Origin of the sequence: Streptomyces luteosporeus (assembly GCF_039532865.1) — a bacterium.
Lineage (GTDB): Bacteria > Actinomycetota > Actinomycetes > Streptomycetales > Streptomycetaceae > Streptomyces > Streptomyces luteosporeus.
This window is the reverse complement of sequence record NZ_BAAASL010000016.1, coordinates 86,491-103,939: the sequence shown is the minus strand read 5'-3', so window position 1 is coordinate 103,939 and position 17,449 is coordinate 86,491. Positions and strand designations below refer to the sequence as shown.

Below are 17,449 nucleotides of genomic sequence, written 5' to 3'. Positions count from 1 at the left end.
GCCAATGTCACGTACCTCCCTTCTTAGAGGTAGGGTCGGTGGTGGTCGGGGACATCCCATACAGCCGCCGGGGACAGCCCGGCACACCAACGAGGAGATCGGTTCGTGACGATCCGCGTAGGCATCAACGGCTTTGGCCGTATCGGTCGTAACTACTTCCGTGCGCTCCTGGAGCAGGGTGCGGACATCGAGATCGTCGGTGTCAACGACCTGACCGACAACGCCACCCTGGTGCACCTGCTGAAGTACGACTCCATCCTGGGTCGTCTCAAGCACGAGGTCAGCCACACCGACGACACGATCACCGTCGGCAACATGACCTTCAAGACGATGGCCGAGCGGGACCCGGCCGCCCTGCCCTGGGGCGAGCTCGGTGCCGACATCGTCATCGAGTCCACCGGCATCTTCACCAAGCGCGAGGACGCCGCCAAGCACCTCGCCGCCGGTGCCAAGAAGGTCCTGATCTCCGCGCCCGCCTCCAACGAGGACATCACCATCGTGATGGGCGTGAACCAGGACAAGTACGACGCGGCCAACCACCACGTCATCTCCAACGCCTCCTGCACCACCAACTGCGTGGCGCCGATGGCGAAGGTGCTGGACGAGAGCTTCGGCATCGTCAAGGGCCTGATGACGACGGTCCACGCGTACACCAACGACCAGCGCATCCTCGACTTCCCGCACAAGGACCTGCGCCGCGCCCGCGCCGCCGCGGAGAACATCATCCCGACCTCGACCGGTGCCGCCAAGGCCACCGCCCTGGTCCTGCCGCAGCTCAAGGGCAAGCTGGACGGCATGGCCATGCGCGTCCCGGTCCCCACCGGCTCCGTGACCGACCTGGTCGTCGAGCTGGAGCGCGAGGTCACCAAGGACGAGATCAACACCGCCTTCCAGAAGGCCGCCGAGGGCCAGCTGAAGGGCATCCTCGAGTACACCGAGGACCCGATCGTCTCCGCGGACATCGTCAACTGGCCGGCCTCCTGCACCTTCGACGCCTCGCTGACGATGGCGCAGGGCAAGCAGGTCAAGATCATCGGCTGGTACGACAACGAGTGGGGTTACTCCAACCGCCTGGTGGACCTCACCGTCTTCGTCGGCGGCCAGCTCTGATCTCCGCCTGACCCCTCAGGCGCCGAGATGGTAAGGACGGGGCTCGTACGACGCGATGACGCGTCGTCCGGGCCCCGTTCCATGGCTGTTCCTTACCGAAGTCACGGAGTCACTGCATGAAGACGATCGACGATCTCATCCGGGACGGTGTCGAAGGCAAGCGAGTCTTCGTCCGCGCCGACCTGAACGTGCCCCTGGAGGGCACCGTCATCACCGACGACGGCCGCATCCGCGCCGTCGCGCCGACGATCGCCAAGCTGGCCGAGGCCGGCGCCAAGGTGATCGTCGCCTCCCACCTGGGTCGTCCCAAGGGCGCCCCGGACCCCGCGTTCTCCCTGGCCCCGGTCGCCGGCCGGCTCGGCGAGATCCTGGGCCGCCCCGTCGCATTCGCCACCGACACCGTGGGTGACAGCGCGAAGGCCACCGTCGCCGGTCTCGGCGACGGCGAGGTCACGCTGCTGGAGAACCTGCGGTTCAACGCGGGCGAGACCAGCAAGGACGACGCCGAGCGCGGCGCCTTCGCCGACGCCCTCGCCTCGCTCGCCGACCTCTACGTCGGCGACGGCTTCGGCGCCGTGCACCGCAAGCACGCCTCGGTCTTCGACCTCCCGGCGCGCCTGCCGCACGCGGCCGGCGGCCTGATCGCCGCCGAGGTCGGGGTGCTGAAGAAGCTCACCGAGGAGGTGCAGCGCCCGTACGTGGTCGTCCTGGGCGGCGCCAAGGTCTCCGACAAGCTGGGCGTCATCGACAACCTGCTGAAGAAGGCCGACCGCATCCTCATCGGCGGCGGCATGTCGTACACCTTCCTGGCCGCCAAGGGCCACGAGGTCGGCATCTCGCTGCTGCAGGAGGACCAGAAGGCCACCTGCCTCGCGTACCTGGCGGAGGCGGAGAAGCGCGGCGTGGAGTTCGTCCTGCCCGTCGACGTCCTGGTCTCGGCCGAGTTCCCGGACCTGAAGGGCAAGACCCCGGCCGACTACGAGGTCGTCGCCACCGACGCCATCCCGGCCGACAAGGAGGGCCTGGACATCGGCCCGAAGACGCGTGAGCTCTACGCGTCCAAGCTCGCCGACGCCGGCACCGTCTTCTGGAACGGCCCGATGGGCGTCTTCGAGCACCCCGACTTCGCGGGCGGCACGAAGGCCGTCGCCCAGGCCCTGGTGGACACGGACGGCTTCACCGTCGTCGGTGGCGGTGACTCGGCCGCGGCCGTGCGCATCCTGGGCTTCGACGAGAACGCTTTCGGCCACATCTCGACCGGTGGTGGCGCCAGCCTCGAATACCTCGAGGGCAAGACGCTCCCCGGCCTCGCCGCACTGGAGGACTGAACCACCGTGACCGCACGCACCCCGCTGATGGCGGGCAACTGGAAGATGAACCTCAACCACCTCGAGGCCATCGCCCACGTCCAGAAGCTCGCCTTCTCCCTCGCCGACAAGGACTACGACCGCGTCGAGGTCGCCGTCCTGCCGCCCTTCACCGACCTGCGCTCGGTGCAGACGCTGGTGGACGGCGACAAGCTGCAGATCAAGTACGGCGCCCAGGACATCTCGGCGCACGACTCCGGCGCCTACACCGGCGAGATCTCCGGCGCCATGCTCGCCAAGCTCAAGTGCACCTTCGTCGCCGTCGGGCACTCCGAGCGCCGCCAGTACCACGGCGAGACCGACGAGATCTGCAACGCCAAGGTCAAGGCCGCCTTCAGGCACGGCATCACCCCGATCCTGTGCGTCGGTGAGGGCCTGGACGTCCGCAAGGCCGGCAACCAGGTCGCCCACACCCTCGCCCAGGTCGACGGCGGCCTGAAGGACGTGCCGGCCGAGCAGGCCGCCACGGTCGTGATCGCCTACGAGCCGGTGTGGGCCATCGGCACCGGCGAGGTCGCCACGCCCGAGGACGCCCAGGAGGTCTGCGGGGCCATCCGCGGCCGCCTGGCCGAGCTCTACGACCAGGAGCTGGCCGACAAGGTCCGCATCCAGTACGGCGGCTCGGTCAAGTCCGGCAACATCGCCGCGATCATGGCCCAGCCCGACGTGGACGGCGCCCTGATCGGCGGCGCCTCGCTGGACGCCGACGAATTCGTCAAGATCGTCCGCTTCGGCGATCAGTAGCGGCTATGACGACGGGTGCTCCCCGTCGTACCCTGTCGGGGCCGGGACCGGCACGAATGCCGGTCGCCGGCCCCGCAGCACTTTCCATTCAGTCAGTCCGAGAGAGTTGGTCCAGCCGTGGTCATCGGGTTCTCGATCGCCCTCATCGTCTTCAGCGTGCTGCTGATGATGCTGGTGCTCATGCACAAGGGGAAGGGCGGCGGCCTGTCCGACATGTTCGGTGGCGGCATGCAGTCCTCCGTCGGCGGATCCTCGGTCGCCGAGCGGAACCTCGACCGGATCACCATCGTGATCGGTCTGCTGTGGTTCGCGTGCATCATCGCGCTCGGCGTCCTGATGAAGCTCGACAGCTGACGCGTCGTCGCGACCGCGGCCTATGATGGGGCTGCGTCCTTCGCGGCCGGGCTGTAACTCCTGCCACTGGACGCGCGTTGGGCCTTACGTAGACTGAGGCGCCCGCAGCGGAGCCGACCACCTGGCTCCGCGGCACCATCACGCAGGGAGTTACGACCGTGGCAAGTGGCAACGCGATCCGAGGAAGCCGGGTCGGGGCGGGGCCGATGGGCGAGGCCGAGCGGGGCGAATCCGCACCGCGCCTGCGCATCTCCTTCTGGTGCTCGAACGGGCACGAGACGCAGCCCAGCTTCGCCAGCGACGCCCAGGTGCCCGACACCTGGGACTGCCCCCGCTGTGGCTTCCCCGCCGGACAGGACCGGGACAACCCGCCGGACCCGCCGCGCACCGAGCCCTACAAGACCCATCTGGCCTACGTCCGCGAGCGGCGCAGCGACGCCGACGGCGAGGCGATCCTCGCCGAGGCGCTCGCCAAGCTGCGCGGGGAGATCTGAGGCCGGATCACCCGGACGGACGCACAGCGGCCCGGTCGCACACCCCACACGGTGTGCGGCCGGGCCGCTGTGCTGTGCGCTGGGCCGTGCACGTGCGAGGAATCGACGGCAGATCAATTAGGTTGGAAACGGCGGGGACCAACCGAGTAGAAGTGGGCTGATGTCCGAGATGAACGCACAGGGCCGCACCAGGCCGGACCGCACCCGCGAGTGGCAGGCACTGGCCAAGCACCGCGCCGAACTGGGGGAGGTGCACCTGCGTCAGCTGTTCGCCGACGATCCGCGGCGCGCCGAGAGGTACACCCTGACCGTCGGCGACCTGTACCTCGACTACTCCAAGCACCTCGTCACCGACGAGACCCTCACCCTGCTGCGCGAGCTGGCCGCCGCGATGGACGTGGCCGGTCTGCGCGACGCGATGTTCCGCGGCGAGAAGATCAACACCACCGAGGGCCGCGCGGTGCTCCACACCGCCCTGCGCGCCCCCGAGTCCGCCGTCGTCGAGGTCGACGGGGAGAACGTCGTCCCCGCCGTGCACGCCGTGCTGCGCAAGATGCAGGTCTTCACCGACCGCATCCTTTCGGGTGATTGGAAGGGTCACACCGGCAAGCGCATCCGCAACATCGTCAACATCGGCATCGGCGGCTCCGACCTCGGCCCGGCGATGGCGTACGAGGCGCTGCGCCCCTACACCCACCGCGATCTCACCTTCCGCTTCGTCAGCAACGTCGACGGCGCGGACCTGCACGAGGCCGTGCGCGACCTGGACGCCGCCGAGACGCTGTTCATCGTCGCCTCCAAGACCTTCACCACGATCGAGACCATCACCAACGCCACCTCCGCGCGCAACTGGCTGCTCGACCGGCTGGGCGCCGGCGAGGAAGCGGTGGCCAAGCACTTCGTCGCGCTGTCGACGAACGCGGAGAAGGTCGCCGAGTTCGGCATCGACACCGCCAACATGTTCGAATTCTGGGACTGGGTCGGCGGCCGCTACTCCTTCGACTCCGCCATCGGCCTCTCCCTGATGATCGCCATCGGCCCCGACCGCTTCCGCGAGATGCTGGCCGGCTTCCACCTCGTCGACGAGCACTTCCGCACCGCGCCCTTCGAGGAGAACGCCCCCGTCCTGCTGGGCCTGCTCGGCATCTGGTACGGCAACTTCCACGGCGCGCAGTCGCACGCGGTGCTGCCCTACAGCCACTACCTGTCGAAGTTCCCGGCCTACCTGCAGCAGCTCGACATGGAGTCCAACGGCAAGTCCGTCGACCGCGACGGAACGCCCGTCACCTGGCAGACCGGGCCGGTGGTCTGGGGCACGCCCGGCACCAACGGGCAGCATGCGTACTACCAGTTGATCCACCAGGGCACCGAACTCATCCCCGCCGACCTGCTGGGCTTCGCCCGGCCCGTCGAGGAGCTGGAGCCGCGGCTCGCCGCCCAGCACGACCTGCTGATGGCCAACCTCTTCGCCCAGGGCCAGGCGCTCGCCTTCGGCAAGACGGCCGAGGAGGTCGAGGCGGAGGGCGTACCGGCCGACCTGGTGCCGCACAAGACGTTCCGGGGCAACCACCCGACGACGACGATCCTGGCGAACGAGCTCAGCCCGTCGGTGCTGGGGCAGCTGATCGCACTGTACGAGCACAAGGTGTTCGTACAGGGGGCGATCTGGAACATCGACTCCTTCGACCAGTGGGGCGTCGAGCTGGGCAAGGTCCTCGCGAAGCGGGTCGAGCCGGCGCTGACGGAAGGCACCGCGGTGCCGGGGCTCGACGCCTCGACCGCATCCCTGGTCGCGCGCTACCGCGCGGCGCGGGGCCGCTGACGCGCCGCGCACGCAAACAGAAGCGCCGGGCGGGCTGCATCGCAGCCCGCCCGGCGCTTCTGTTCGTTCGTGCCGGTTACGGCGACGCCGGGGGGTACAGGCTGCGCGGCAGCTGTGCCGCCGCGGCCTGGTCCAGGAGCCACAGCGTGCGGCGCGTGCCGCGGGCACCCGCGGCCGGGGCCTGGACCTCGCCCGCGCCGGAGAGGGCCATCGCCACCGCCGTGGCCTTGTCCTCGCCGGCCGCCAGCAGCCAGACCTCCCGTGCCGCCCGGATCGCCGGGAGCGTCAGCGACACCCGCGTCGGCGGCGGCTTGGGAGAGCCGTGGACGCCGATGACCGTGCGCTCGGTCTCCCGTACGCCCGGGTGCTCCGGGAAGAGGGAGGCCACGTGCGTGTCGGGGCCGACGCCCAGCAGCAGGACGTCGAACGCCGGCACCGGGCCGTGGTCCTCCGGCCGGGCGGCGGCGGCCAGTTCGGCCGCGTACGCCTCGGCCGCCGCGTCGGCGTCCTCGTGCGTGCCGTCCGGGGCCGGCATGAAGTGCACCCGGGCCGGGTCGAGGCCGACCCGGTCGAGGAGGGCCTCGCGCGCCTGGGTGTCGTTGCGCTCGGGGTCGCCCTCGGGCAGGAAGCGCTCGTCGCCCCACCACAGGTCGAGCCGGGACCAGTCGATCGCGTCCCGGGCGGGCGCGGCGGCGAGGGCCGCGAGGAGCGCGTTGCCGTTGCGCCCGCCGGTCAGGACGACGGAGGCGCAGCCGCGGGCGGCCTGGGCGTCCACGATCTTCGTGATCAGCCGGGCCGCCGCGGCCTGGGCCATCAGCTCCTTGTCGCGGTGGACGACGATCTGCGGGGTGCTCACTTGCCCGCCCGCTTCCTGGCCGGCTTCTTCGCCGCCGGTTCGGCCGCCTCGGCCGGCTCGGCCGCCTCGGCGGCTTCGGCCGGCTGTTCCGGGTCGGCCGGCTCGCCGCCGCCCCCGGCGGGGGTCGCGGCGGGCAGCGGTTCGCCCAGGGCCTCGACGCCGTACTTGACCGCGGACTCGTAGATGAGGTCCGGGTCGAGCCGGCGCAGCTCCTCCGCGAGGAGGTCGGCGGTGTCGCGGCGCTTGAGCGCGACCGACCGGTCGGGCTGGCCGCGCATGGTGAGCTTGGCCAGGGAGCCGTCGGCGCGGTCGAGGGTGATGACGCCGTCCTTGGTCTCCATGCGCACGGCGGTCAGGCCGGGCCCCTCGGAGACGGTGCGCCGGGCGGTCACCCCGAGCCGGTCGGCCAGCCACATGGCCAGCAGCTCGCCGCTGGGGTTGTAAGCCTCGCCCTCGACCTCGGCCGCGGTGATCTCGATGCCGGGCTGCTGGTCGAGCGCGGCGGCGAGGACCGAGCGCCACGGCGTGATGCGGGTCCAGGCCAGGTCCGTGTCGCCGGGCGTGTAGGTGGCGGCGCGGGTGGCGAGCTCGGCGACGGGGTCCTCGGCGGTGTAGGCGTCGGTGACCCGGCGCTGGCCGAGCGCGCCGAGGGGGTCCTTGGCGGGGTTGGCGGGGGAGCCCACCGGCCACCAGACGACGACGGGGGCGTCCGGCAGCAGCAGGGGCAGCACCACGGACTGGGCGTGGTCTATGACCTCGCCGTACAGCCGCAGCACCACCGTCTCGCCGGCGCCGGCGTCGCCGCCCACGCGGACCTCGGCGTCCAGGCGGGCCTGGGCGCGGTCGCGGGGCGAGCGGCTGACCCGCTTGATGACGACGAGCTTGCGCGAGGGGTGCTCGCGGGACGCCTCGTTGGCGGCCTTGAGCGCGTCGTAGGCGTGCTCCTCGTCGGTGACGATGACCAGGGTGAGGACCATGCCGCTGGCCGGGGTGCCGATGGCGCGGCGGCCCTGGACCAGCGCATTGTTGATCTTGCTGGCCGTGGTGTCCGTAAGGTCGATCTTCATGGCCGACGCCAGCTCCGTCCGTCTCGTGCGAGCATCTCGTCCGCCTCGACCGGCCCCCAGGTGCCGGCCGGGTACTGCGCGGGCCTGCCGTGCTTGTCCCAGTACTCCTCGATGGGGTCGAGGATCTGCCAGGAGAGCTCGACCTCCTTCAGGCGCGGGAAGAGGTTGGACTCGCCGAGCAGGACGTCGAGGATCAGCCGCTCGTACGCCTCGGGGCTCGACTCGGTGAAGGACTCGCCGTAGGCGAAGTCCATCGAGACGTCCCGGACCTCCATCTGGGTGCCCGGCACCTTCGAGCCGAAGCGCACGGTGACGCCCTCGTCCGGCTGCACCCGGATCACCAGGGCGTTCTGCCCCAGCTCCTCGGTGGCGGTCTGGTCGAAGGGGGAGTAGGGGGCGCGCTGGAAGACGACCGCGATCTCGGTGACGCGGCGGCCCAGCCGCTTGCCGGTGCGCAGGTAGAAGGGGACGCCCGCCCAGCGGCGGTTGTCGATGTCCAGCTTGATCGCGGCGTAGGTGTCGGTCTTGGAGTTCGGGTCGGTGCCCTCCTCCTCCAGGTAGCCGACGACCTCCTCGCCGCCCTGCCAGCCGTGCGTGTACTGGCCGCGCACGGTCTCCTTGCCCAGGTCCTTCGGCAGCCGGACGGCGCTGAGCACCTTGGTCTTCTCGGCGGCCACGGCGTCGGCGTCGAAGGAGACGGGCTCTTCCATCGCCGTCAGCGCCAGCAGCTGCAGCAGGTGGTTCTGGATGACGTCGCGGGCGGCGCCGATGCCGTCGTAGTAGCCGGCGCGGCCGCCGATGCCGATGTCCTCGGCCATGGTGATCTGCACGTGGTCGACGTAGGACCGGTTCCAGATCGGCTCGAAGAGGGTGTTGGCGAAGCGCAGGGCCAGGATGTTCTGGACCGTCTCCTTGCCGAGGTAGTGGTCGATGCGGAAGACCGACTCGGCGGGGAAGACGTCGTGGACGATCCGGTTGAGCTCCTGGGCGCTGGCCAGGTCGTGGCCGAAGGGCTTCTCGATGACGGCGCGCCGCCAGGCGCCCTCCTGCTGCTCGGCCAGGCCGTGCTTCTTGAGCTGCTGGACGACCGTGGGGAAGAACTTCGGCGGTACCGACAGGTAGAAGGCGAAGTTGCCGCCCGTGCCCTGGGCCGCGTCCAGCTCCTCTATGGTCGCCTTGAGGGTCTCGAAGGCCGTGTCGTCGTCGAAGTCGCCCTGGACGAACCGGCAGCCCTGCACCAGCTGCGCCCAGACCTCCTCACGGAAGGGGGTGCGGGCGTGCTGCTTGACGGCCTCGTAGACGACCTGGGCGAAGTCCTCGTCCTCCCACTGCCGGCGGGCGAAGCCGATGAGGGAGAAGCCCGGCGGGAGCAGGCCGCGGTTGGCCAGGTCGTAAACGGCCGGCATCAGCTTTTTACGTGACAAATCACCCGTGACGCCGAAGATGACCAGGCCCGACGGCCCCGCGATGCGCGGGAGCCGTCGGTCCAGAGCGTCACGCAGCGGATTGCTGCTGCTCAATTCATGCCTCCGGTGCCAGGCGCTTGAGCTCCGCCTCGGTGGACTTCAGAAGGTCGTTCCAGGACTGCTCGAACTTGTCGACGCCCTCGTCCTCCAGGAGCTGGACGACCTCGTCGTACGAGACGCCCAGGCGGGCGAGCGCGTCGAGCTCGGCCTTGGCCTGCTCGTACGTGCCGCGCACCGTGTCACCCGTGATCCGGCCGTGGTCACCGGTGGCCTGCAGCGTGGCCTCCGGCATGGTGTTGACCGTGTTGGGGGCGACCAGGTCGTCGACGTACAGCGTGTCCTTGTAGGCCGGGTCCTTCACACCGGTCGAGGCCCACAGCGGACGCTGCTTGTTGGCGCCGGCCTTCTCCAGCTCGGCCCAGCGGTCGGAGGAGAACACCTCCTCGTACGCCTGGTAGGCCAGACGGGCGTTGGCCAGGGCGGCCTTGCCGCGCAGCTCCTTGGCCTCGTCCGTGCCCAGCGCGTCCAGGCGCTTGTCGATCTCGGTGTCCACGCGGGAGACGAAGAAGGACGCGACCGAGTGGATCAGCGACAGGTCCAGGCCCGCGGCCTTGGCCTTCTCCAGACCGGTCAGGTAGGCGTCCATCACCGCGCGGTAGCGCTCGAGCGAGAAGATCAGCGTGACGTTGACGCTGATGCCCAGCCCGATGGTCTCGGCGATGGCCGGCAGGCCCGCCTTCGTCGCGGGGATCTTGATCAGGGTGTTGGGCCGGTCCACCAGCCAGGCCAGCTGCTTGGCCTCGGCCACGGTGGCGCGGGTCTTGTGCGCCAGGCGCGGGTCGACCTCGATGGAGACCCGGCCGTCACGGCCGCCGGTGGCGTCGAAGACCGGGCGCAGGATGTCGGCGGCGTCGCGGACGTCCGCCGTGGTGATCATGCGAATGGCCTCTTCGACGGTGACCTCACGGGCGGCGAGGTCGGCGAGCTGCTGCTCGTAGCCGTCGCCGCTGGAGATCGCCTTCTGGAAGATCGACGGGTTGGTCGTCACGCCCACCACGTGGCTCTGGTCGATGAGCTCGGCCAGGTTGCCGGACGTGATGCGCTTGCGGGACAGGTCGTCCAGCCAGATCGCGACGCCTTCGTCGGAGAGGCGCTTGAGTGCGTCTGTCATGGGGTCTGCATCTCCTAGCAGGTGTGTGTACGAAGCGTCAGCGGCGGGCGGCGTCGGCGATCGACTCGCGGGCGGCCTCGACCACGGCCTCGGGGGTCAGGCCGAACTCGCGGTAGAGCACCTTGTAGTCGGCGGAGGCGCCGAAGTGCTCCAGCGAGACGATGCGGCCGGCGTCACCGACGTAGCGGTACCAGGTCAGACCCACACCGGCCTCCACGGCGACGCGGGCCTTGACGTCCGGCAGCAGCACGCCGTCCCGGTACGCCTGGTCCTGCTCCTCGAACCACTCGACGGACGGCATCGACACCACGCGGGTCGGCACGCCCTCGGTCTGCAGGGTCTCGCGGGCCTCGACGGCCAGCTGCACCTCGGAGCCGGTGGCGATCAGGATGACCTGCGGGCGGCCGCCCTCGGCCTCCAGCAGCACGTAGCCGCCCTTGGCCACGCCCTCGTTGGGCTCGTAGGTCGGCACGTTCTGGCGGGTGAGGGCCAGGCCGTGCGGGGCCGGCTTGGCGACGTGGCGCTTCATGATCTCGCGCCAGGCGATCGCCGTCTCGTTGGCGTCGGCCGGACGGACCATGTTCAGGCCCGGGATGGCGCGCAGCGCGGCCATGTGCTCGACCGGCTGGTGGGTCGGGCCGTCCTCGCCCAGGCCGATGGAGTCGTGCGTCCACACGTAGGTGACCGGCAGCTTCATCAGCGCGGCCAGGCGCACGGCCGGACGCATGTAGTCGGAGAACACCAGGAAGGTGCCGCCGTAGACGCGGGTGTTGCCGTGCAGCGCGATGCCGTTCATGGTCGAGCCCATGGCGTGCTCGCGGATGCCGAAGTGGATCGTGCGCCCGTACGGGTTCGCCTCCGGCAGCGGGTTGCCCGCCGGGAGGAAGGACGACGACGGGTCGATCGTGGTGTTGTTCGAGCCGGCGAGGTCGGCCGAGCCGCCCCACAGCTCGGGCAGCACGCCGCCGAGCGCCTTGAGGACCTCACCGGAGGCCTTGCGGGTGGCGACGTCCTTGCCGGCCGGGAAGACGGGGATCTCCTTCTCCCAGCCGTCCGGGAGCTCGCCCGCGGCGATGCGGTCGAACTCGGCGGCGCGCTCCGGGTTGGCCTCGCGCCACTTCTGCAGCTGCTTCTCCCAGGTCGCCCGGGCCTCGCGGCCGCGGTCGACGACCTTGCGGACGTGGGCGAAGACCTCGTCCTCGATCTGGAAGTGCTGCTCGGGGTCGAAGCCCAGCACCCGCTTGGTCGCGGCGACCTCGGCCTCGCCCAGCGCCGAGCCGTGGGAGGCCTCGGTGTTCTGGGCGTTGGGGGCCGGCCAGGCGATGATCGTGCGGGCGGCGATGATCGACGGCCGCTCGGTCTCGGCCTTGGCCGCCTGGAACGCCGCGTACAGCGCCTGGACGTCGAAGTCGCCGTTGGCGGCCTGCTCGATGCGCTGGACGTGCCAGCCGTAGGCCTCGTAGCGCTTGAGGACGTCCTCGGAGAAGGCGGTCTCGGTGTCGCCCTCGATCGAGATGTGGTTGTCGTCGTACAGCGCGATCAGGTTGCCGAGCTTCTGGTGGCCGGCGAGCGAGGACGCCTCGGCCGAGATGCCCTCCTCCAGGTCGCCGTCGGAGACGATCGCCCAGATGGTGTGGTCGAACGGGGACTCGCCCTGCGGCGCCTCCGGGTCGAACAGACCGCGCTCGTAGCGCGCGGCCATCGCCATGCCCACGGCGTTGGCGATGCCCTGGCCCAGCGGGCCGGTGGTGGTCTCCACACCGCGGGTGTGACCGTGCTCCGGGTGGCCCGGGGTCTTGCTGTCCCAGGTGCGGAACGCCTTGAGGTCCGCCAGCTCCAGGCCGTACCCGGCCATGAACAGCTGGACGTACAGGGTCAGGCTGGTGTGACCCGGGGAGAGGACGAACCGGTCGCGGCCGGTCCAGTCGGCGTCACTGGGGTCGTGGCGCATCAGCTTCTGGAACAGCAGGTAGGCCGCGGGCGCCAGGGACATCGCCGTGCCGGGATGGCCGTTGCCGACCTTCTGCACGGAGTCCATCGCCAGGACGCGGGCGGTATCGACGGCCCTCTGGTCCAGTTCGGTCCATTCGAGGTCTGTGGTGGTCGGCTTCATGCTCACCCTCGGATCAGGGCTCCTCTCCACATGATCAATCTGCCGGGGGCGGTATGTTCCGCCACGACGCGGCGGACCCGAGCCTACCCCCGCCTGGACGCGCATCTTTTCGACGTACAGTCGGGCTCACCGGCACTCATTTGAGACGTGTCAAACGTGTCGGGCGGCTCTCATGTGATCGGTACGGACCGCCGGTGCATCAGCGGGATCCTCGACCATTCGATCGCCGACCGGGGCAACCTCATCCTGATGTGAATCATTCCCGCCGCGGGGCACGGCGGGTCCTCCTCTCCAGCCTGCCGGGCGCAGCGCCCGCGCGCCTGTCGAGGGCGGCTGTTCCGGCCGGGCCCCGGGGGGAAACACGACCCACCCCGGCGAAGGCCGTGCTACCCCCTGCGTCTAGAGTGGCGTAGTACGCGCAAGCCTTTACCCGGGATTCAGGCCCGGACGCGCTTGCTGGCCTTATCTCTGTCAGGGGTGTGCGTGACGGCCGTCGAATCCCGTCCTGCAGGGGTGCTCGTCGACGAGCGCCCCGCTCACCGGCCGTTGGGCGCCCGGGTCAAGGGCTTCGTGGCGCTGACGAAGCCGCGCGTCATCGAGCTGCTGCTGATGACGACGGTGCCGGTGATGTTCCTGGCGGCCCAGGGCGTGCCCGACCTGTGGCTGGTCCTGGCCACCTGCATCGGCGGCTACCTCTCCGCGGGCGGTGCCGGGGCGTACAACATGTACATCGACCGGGACATCGACGCGATGATGGACCGCACGTCCCAGCGTCCGCTCGTCACCGGCATGGTCTCCCCCCGCGAGTGCCTGGTCTTCGCCACCGCGCTGACCGTCGGCTCGACGGTGTGGTTCTGGTATCTGGTCAACCCCCTGTCGGCGATGCTCTCGCTCGGCGCCAATGCGTTCTACGTCATCGTCTACACGATGATCCTCAAGCGGCGTACGGCCCAGAACATCGTCTGGGGCGGCATCGCCGGCTGCCTGCCGGTGATCATCGGCTGGTCCGCGGTGAAGAACGAGGTCTCCTGGGCCTCCCTGATCCTCTTCCTGGTCATCTTCTTCTGGACGCCGCCGCACTACTGGCCGCTGTCGATGAAGGTCAAGGACGACTACGAGCGCGTCGGCGTGCCGATGCTGCCGGTCGTCGCGGGCAACAAGGCCGTGGCCAAGCAGATCGTCCTCTACAGCTGGGTGATGGTCGGCGTGTCGCTGCTGCTCACGCCCCTGGGCTACACCGGCTGGTTCTACACGCTGGTCGCCGTGGTCTGCGGCGCACTGTGGCTGAAGGAGGCGCACGCGCTGCAGGCGCGCGCCAAGGCGGGCGTCACCGGGCCCAAGCTCAAGGAGATGCGCCTCTTCCACTGGTCGATCACGTACGTGTCGCTGCTCTTCACGGCCGTGGCCATCGACCCCTTCCTGCGCTGACACGCACCAGGGCGTCCTGACGACGGGCGCTTCGGGTGGCCAAGGCCACCCGAAGCGCCCGTCGCCGTATGGGGCTACTCGTCGGTAGCATCCTGGCCATGGCAGACAACAAGGCAGCAGCAAAGCTCGCCCGGCAGATCACCGCCTTCGCCAAGCAGCACGGCGGCAGCGCGGAGGGGCAGCTCGCGCACATCGGCCGCGGCACGACGCGCATCGCCCTGGTCGGGGCCGACGGACAGTGGGGCAACCTCGTCGCCCGCACGCACGAGACCGCGCGCGAGGCGGCCGAGCTGGCCGGGCTCACGCTGCGGGACGACTTCGACGGCGAGATGGCGGCGAAGGTGCGCACGGGCCCGTACGAGTGGAAGCGCATGGCGGGCCTGCAGATCGGCGGCCCGAGCAACGGGTAGCCCTGCGGGCGGCTGAGCCCCGGTCCCGCCGCCCCCAGCTACCGCTGGGAGGTGCGCCCCGTCAGGGGCGCGGGGAACTGCGCGATCGGCCACGGACGGCCTGCAGCCGACGCACCACCCCGGGGCCCGGGTGCGGCACGGCACCCACCTGCGGGCGCGTCGTGGCTTGTCGCGCAGTTCCCCGCGCCCCTACGGGGCGCCTAGCGGCCGGCGGCCGCGAGGGCCGTGGCGGCCTCGGCCGCCGGCGCCGGCAGTGCCGGCGCCTCGCCCCGCGTCCGGAGCGACAGCGACACCCGCAGGACCGCGATCCACACCAGGCACGAGCCGAACATGTGCGTGCCCACCACGATCTCGGGCGAGTCGTTGAAGTACTGCACGTACCCGATGACCCCCTGCAGCATCAGCACGACGAACAGCTCCGCCACCCGCCGCCGCGGCACCGCCGGCGCCCCCACGGCCCGCAGGACGAACCACAGGGCCGCCGTCAGGCCGACGACGACGAAGACGAAGTCGACGTGCAGCTGGGTGATCTGGTGCCAGTCCAGCGGGATGCGGTGGACGTTCTTCTTGGCGTCGCCCGCGTGCCGGCCCGAGCCGGTCACCACGGTGCCGGCGACGATCAGCAGGGCGGTCGTCGCGACCAGGACCCAGCCGAGCTGCCGTACGGGGCGGGCCACCAGGTCGCGGGGCTCCTCGTCGCCCTCGTGGGAGCGGTGCCACATCACCACGGCGACCGTCAGCAGTGCCGTGGAGGCGAGGAAGTGCGCGGCGACGATGTACGGGTTGAGGCCCGTCAGTACGGTGATGCCGCCGATGATGCCGTTCGCGGCGATGATCCAGAACTGGATCCAGCCCAGGCGGGTGAGGCCCTGCCGGCGCGGCAGGTGGGCGCGCGCCGCCACGATCGCCACGCCGACGACGGCGCACAGCACGTACGTCAGCATGCGGTTGGTGAACTCGATGACGCCGTTGATGCCCATGGCGGGCGTGGGCGTCAGGCTGTCCTCCGTGCACGTCGGCCAGGTCGGGCAGCCGAGGCCCGACTGGGTGAGCCGGACCGCGCCGCCGGTGACCACGATGACGACGGCCATGACGACGGTGGCGAGCGCGGCGCGTCGGACGAAGCGGGCGGAGGGCTGCCAGCGGTCGGCGACGAGCTGGAGGGGGTTCAGCGTTTTCGGCACGCCAGTCATCGTACGGGGGCGTTTGTGCACGGATTCACGAGCCCCCCGGAGCGTGCCGCGCCCGCCTCACTCCCAGCGGAAGAAGCGGCCCGCGGCACCCAGCCCCAGCACGGCCCAGGCCGCGAGGATGCCCAGGTCGGCCCAGGGCATGCCGGCGCCGTCGCGCAGCACGTCCCGCAGGCCGCCCGAGAGCGCGGAGATGGGCAGCAGGCCGAGGAGGGACTGCACCGCGCCCGGGAACTTCTCCAGCGGCACGATCACCCCGCCGCCGACCAGCAGGAGGAGGAAGACGAGGTTGGCGGCGGCCAGGGTCGCCTCCGCCTTGAGCGTGCCGGCCATCAGCAGTCCCAGGCCGGAGAACGCGGCGGTGCCGAGCAGCAGCAGGGCCACGACGGCGAGCGGGTTGCCGTGCGGCGACCAGCCCAGTGCGAAGGCGATCACGGTCAGCAGCGCCACCTGCAGCACCTCGGTGACCAGCACCGAGCAGGTCTTCGCCGTCATCAGCGCCCAGCGCGGCAGCGGCGAGGCGCCCAGCCGCTTGAGCACGCCGTAGCGGCGCTCGAAGCCGGTGGCGATGGCCTGGCCGGTGAACGCGGTCGACATCACCGCGAGCGCCAGCACGCCGGGGGTGAGGAAGTCGACGGCCTTGCCGTCCCCGGTGTCGATGATGTCGACGGAGCTGAAGAGCACCAGCAGGAGCGTGGGGATGACCACGGTCAGCAGCAGCTGTTCGCCGTTGCGCAGCAGCATCCGCGTCTCCAGGGCGGCCTGCGCACGGATCATCCGTCCCAGCGGCGCGGCGCCGGGACGGGGGGTGAACGTACCGGTGGCGGTCATGCGCGCAGCTCCTTGCCCGTGAGCTCCAGGAAGACGTCTTCGAGCGTGTGCCGCTCGACCGTTATGCGGTCCGGCATGACGCCGTGCTGGGCGCACCAGGCCGTGACCGTCGCCAGCAGCTGCGGGTCGACCGTGCCGCTCACGCGGTACGAGCCGGGGGTGGCCTCCGCGGCGGCGGAGCCGGTGGGCAGTGCCTTGAGCAGCGAGGCCAGGTCCAGGCCGGGCCGGCCGGTGAAGCGCAGGGTGTTCTCGGCGCCGCCCCGGCACAGCTTCTCGGGGCTGCCCTGGGCGACGACGCGGCCGCCGTCGACGATGGCGACGTCGTCGGCCAGCTGCTCGGCCTCGTCCATGTAGTGGGTGGACAGCACGACCGTCACGCCGTCGGTGCGCAGCTCGCGGACCAGGTCCCAGGTGGCGCGGCGGGCCTGGGGGTCGAGGCCGGCGGTGGGCTCGTCGAGGAAGACGAGCTCGGGGCGGCCGACGACGGCCATCGCGAGGGACAGGCGCTGCTGCTGGCCGCCGGAGAGCCGGCGGTAGTTCGTGCGGCCGCACTCGGCCAGGCCCAGGCGTTCGACGAGCGCGTCCACGTCCAGGGGGTGGGCGTGCAGGGCGGCGACGTGCCGCAGCATCTCGTGGGCGCGGGCGCCGGCGTAGATGCCGCCGCTCTGCAGCATCACGCCGATGCGGGGGCGCAGCCGGGCGGCGTCGGCGACCGGGTCCAGGCCCAGGACGCGGACGGTGCCGGCGTCGGGGCGGCGGTAGCCCTCGCAGGTCTCGATGGTGGTGGTCTTGCCGGCCCCGTTGGGGCCGAGGACGGCGGTGACGCCGCCGCGTGCGACGGTCAGGTCCAGTCCGTTCACCGCGGTCTTCGTCCCGTACCGCTTGACCAGGCCGTGGACCTCGACCGCGGGCTCTTCATGCATGCGGGAAGTCTACGGAGCCCGCGCCCGGACGGACCCCGCCGGGGTCGCCGGTTAGGTAACCCTAAGTGATCAAAGCCACCGTTCCGTGATCCCTCGGCGCTTG

General features: G+C 70.8%; 16 protein-coding genes. 8 read left to right on the top strand and 8 right to left on the bottom strand.

Translation table 11 applies throughout. From position 1 onward, the window contains the following. Window positions 1-105: 105 nt before the first annotated feature. The 6 genes from gap to pgi all read left to right on the top strand — a co-directional run bounded on the left by gap (window position 106) and on the right by pgi (window position 5,891). Window positions 106-1,110: a type I glyceraldehyde-3-phosphate dehydrogenase gene (gene gap / locus ABD361_RS21275; RefSeq protein ID WP_344437031.1), complete on the top strand. Its 1,005-nt coding sequence runs from the start codon at window positions 106-108 to the stop codon at window positions 1,108-1,110. A 116-nt stretch (window positions 1,111-1,226) separates the two neighbouring features. Beyond that, a complete protein-coding gene (locus ABD361_RS21270; protein WP_344437030.1) occupies window positions 1,227-2,438 on the top strand; it encodes a phosphoglycerate kinase in 1,212 nt (403 codons plus the stop codon). Between the two features lie 6 nt (window positions 2,439-2,444). Beyond that, window positions 2,445-3,221: a triose-phosphate isomerase gene (tpiA, locus tag ABD361_RS21265; RefSeq protein WP_344437028.1), complete on the top strand. Its 777-nt coding sequence runs from the start codon at window positions 2,445-2,447 to the stop codon at window positions 3,219-3,221. A 117-nt stretch (window positions 3,222-3,338) separates the two neighbouring features. Next, a complete protein-coding gene (gene secG / locus ABD361_RS21260; protein ID WP_344437026.1) occupies window positions 3,339-3,575 on the top strand; it encodes a preprotein translocase subunit SecG in 237 nt (78 codons plus the stop codon). Between the two features lie 158 nt (window positions 3,576-3,733). Next, entirely contained in the window at window positions 3,734-4,069 is a 336-nt protein-coding gene (locus tag ABD361_RS21255) for an RNA polymerase-binding protein RbpA (protein WP_003957010.1), read from the top strand. A gap of 169 nt (window positions 4,070-4,238) precedes the next feature. Further along, window positions 4,239-5,891 carry a glucose-6-phosphate isomerase gene (gene pgi / locus ABD361_RS21250; RefSeq protein ID WP_344437087.1) on the top strand — a complete coding sequence of 551 codons (1,653 nt, stop codon included), beginning with the start codon at window positions 4,239-4,241 and terminating at the stop codon, window positions 5,889-5,891. A 76-nt stretch (window positions 5,892-5,967) separates the two neighbouring features. Here the strand turns inward: pgi and pgl are convergent, their stop codons facing one another. The 5 genes from pgl to tkt are packed head-to-tail and all read right to left on the bottom strand — an operon-like array spanning window position 5,968 to window position 12,570. Then, on the bottom strand, window positions 5,968-6,747 hold the full coding sequence (pgl, locus tag ABD361_RS21245; protein WP_344437024.1) for a 6-phosphogluconolactonase: 780 nt from the start codon (window positions 6,745-6,747) through the stop codon (window positions 5,968-5,970). Further along, window positions 6,744-7,814 (bottom strand): glucose-6-phosphate dehydrogenase assembly protein OpcA, encoded by a 1,071-nt coding sequence (opcA, locus tag ABD361_RS21240; RefSeq protein WP_344437022.1) that lies wholly within the window; start codon window positions 7,812-7,814, stop codon window positions 6,744-6,746. Before opcA ends, pgl begins: the two co-directional genes overlap by 4 nt. Next, window positions 7,811-9,334, bottom strand: coding sequence for a glucose-6-phosphate dehydrogenase (zwf, locus tag ABD361_RS21235; protein WP_344437020.1), 1,524 nt, complete (start codon window positions 9,332-9,334; stop codon window positions 7,811-7,813). Before zwf ends, opcA begins: the two co-directional genes overlap by 4 nt. A 1-nt stretch (window position 9,335) precedes the next feature. After that, the gene (tal, locus tag ABD361_RS21230; RefSeq protein WP_344437018.1) at window positions 9,336-10,451 is read right to left on the bottom strand and encodes a transaldolase; all 1,116 of its coding nucleotides are present in this window, start codon (window positions 10,449-10,451) and stop codon (window positions 9,336-9,338) included. Between the two features lie 37 nt (window positions 10,452-10,488). Continuing rightward, the gene (tkt, locus tag ABD361_RS21225) at window positions 10,489-12,570 is read right to left on the bottom strand and encodes a transketolase (RefSeq protein WP_344437016.1); all 2,082 of its coding nucleotides are present in this window, start codon (window positions 12,568-12,570) and stop codon (window positions 10,489-10,491) included. Window positions 12,571-13,047: 477 nt separating this feature from the next. Here tkt and ABD361_RS21220 point away from each other — a divergent pair, with 477 nt between their 5' ends. Beyond that, on the top strand, window positions 13,048-13,992 hold the full coding sequence (locus ABD361_RS21220) for a heme o synthase (protein ID WP_344437015.1): 945 nt from the start codon (window positions 13,048-13,050) through the stop codon (window positions 13,990-13,992). Between the two features lie 98 nt (window positions 13,993-14,090). Next, on the top strand, window positions 14,091-14,402 hold the full coding sequence (locus tag ABD361_RS21215; RefSeq protein WP_344437014.1) for a hypothetical protein: 312 nt from the start codon (window positions 14,091-14,093) through the stop codon (window positions 14,400-14,402). 200 nt (window positions 14,403-14,602) lie between these two features. Here the strand turns inward: ABD361_RS21215 and ABD361_RS21210 are convergent, their stop codons facing one another. The 3 genes from ABD361_RS21210 to ABD361_RS21200 form a co-directional block, all read right to left on the bottom strand. Further along, the gene (locus ABD361_RS21210) at window positions 14,603-15,586 is read right to left on the bottom strand and encodes a COX15/CtaA family protein (protein ID WP_344437013.1); all 984 of its coding nucleotides are present in this window, start codon (window positions 15,584-15,586) and stop codon (window positions 14,603-14,605) included. A 66-nt stretch (window positions 15,587-15,652) separates the two neighbouring features. Beyond that, on the bottom strand, window positions 15,653-16,423 hold the full coding sequence (locus ABD361_RS21205; RefSeq protein WP_344437012.1) for an ABC transporter permease: 771 nt from the start codon (window positions 16,421-16,423) through the stop codon (window positions 15,653-15,655). After that, window positions 16,420-17,346: an ABC transporter ATP-binding protein gene (locus tag ABD361_RS21200; protein ID WP_344437011.1), complete on the bottom strand. Its 927-nt coding sequence runs from the start codon at window positions 17,344-17,346 to the stop codon at window positions 16,420-16,422. Before ABD361_RS21200 ends, ABD361_RS21205 begins: the two co-directional genes overlap by 4 nt. Window positions 17,347-17,449: the final 103 nt, after the last annotated feature.

What these genes read in the sequence shown, in the direction of transcription:
- ABD361_RS21205 (WP_344437012.1), bottom strand. Translation starts at nt 16,423, where the DNA reads ATGACCGCCACCGGTACGTTCACCCCCCGTCCCGGCGCCGCGCCGCTG.
- ABD361_RS21270 (WP_344437030.1), top strand. Translation starts at nt 1,227, where the DNA reads ATGAAGACGATCGACGATCTCATCCGGGACGGTGTCGAAGGCAAGCGA.
- ABD361_RS21215 (WP_344437014.1), top strand. Translation starts at nt 14,091, where the DNA reads ATGGCAGACAACAAGGCAGCAGCAAAGCTCGCCCGGCAGATCACCGCC.
- opcA (WP_344437022.1), bottom strand. Translation starts at nt 7,814, where the DNA reads ATGAAGATCGACCTTACGGACACCACGGCCAGCAAGATCAACAATGCG.
- tal (WP_344437018.1), bottom strand. Translation starts at nt 10,451, where the DNA reads ATGACAGACGCACTCAAGCGCCTCTCCGACGAAGGCGTCGCGATCTGG.
- pgi (WP_344437087.1), top strand. Translation starts at nt 4,239, where the DNA reads ATGAACGCACAGGGCCGCACCAGGCCGGACCGCACCCGCGAGTGGCAG.
- ABD361_RS21200 (WP_344437011.1), bottom strand. Translation starts at nt 17,346, where the DNA reads ATGCATGAAGAGCCCGCGGTCGAGGTCCACGGCCTGGTCAAGCGGTAC.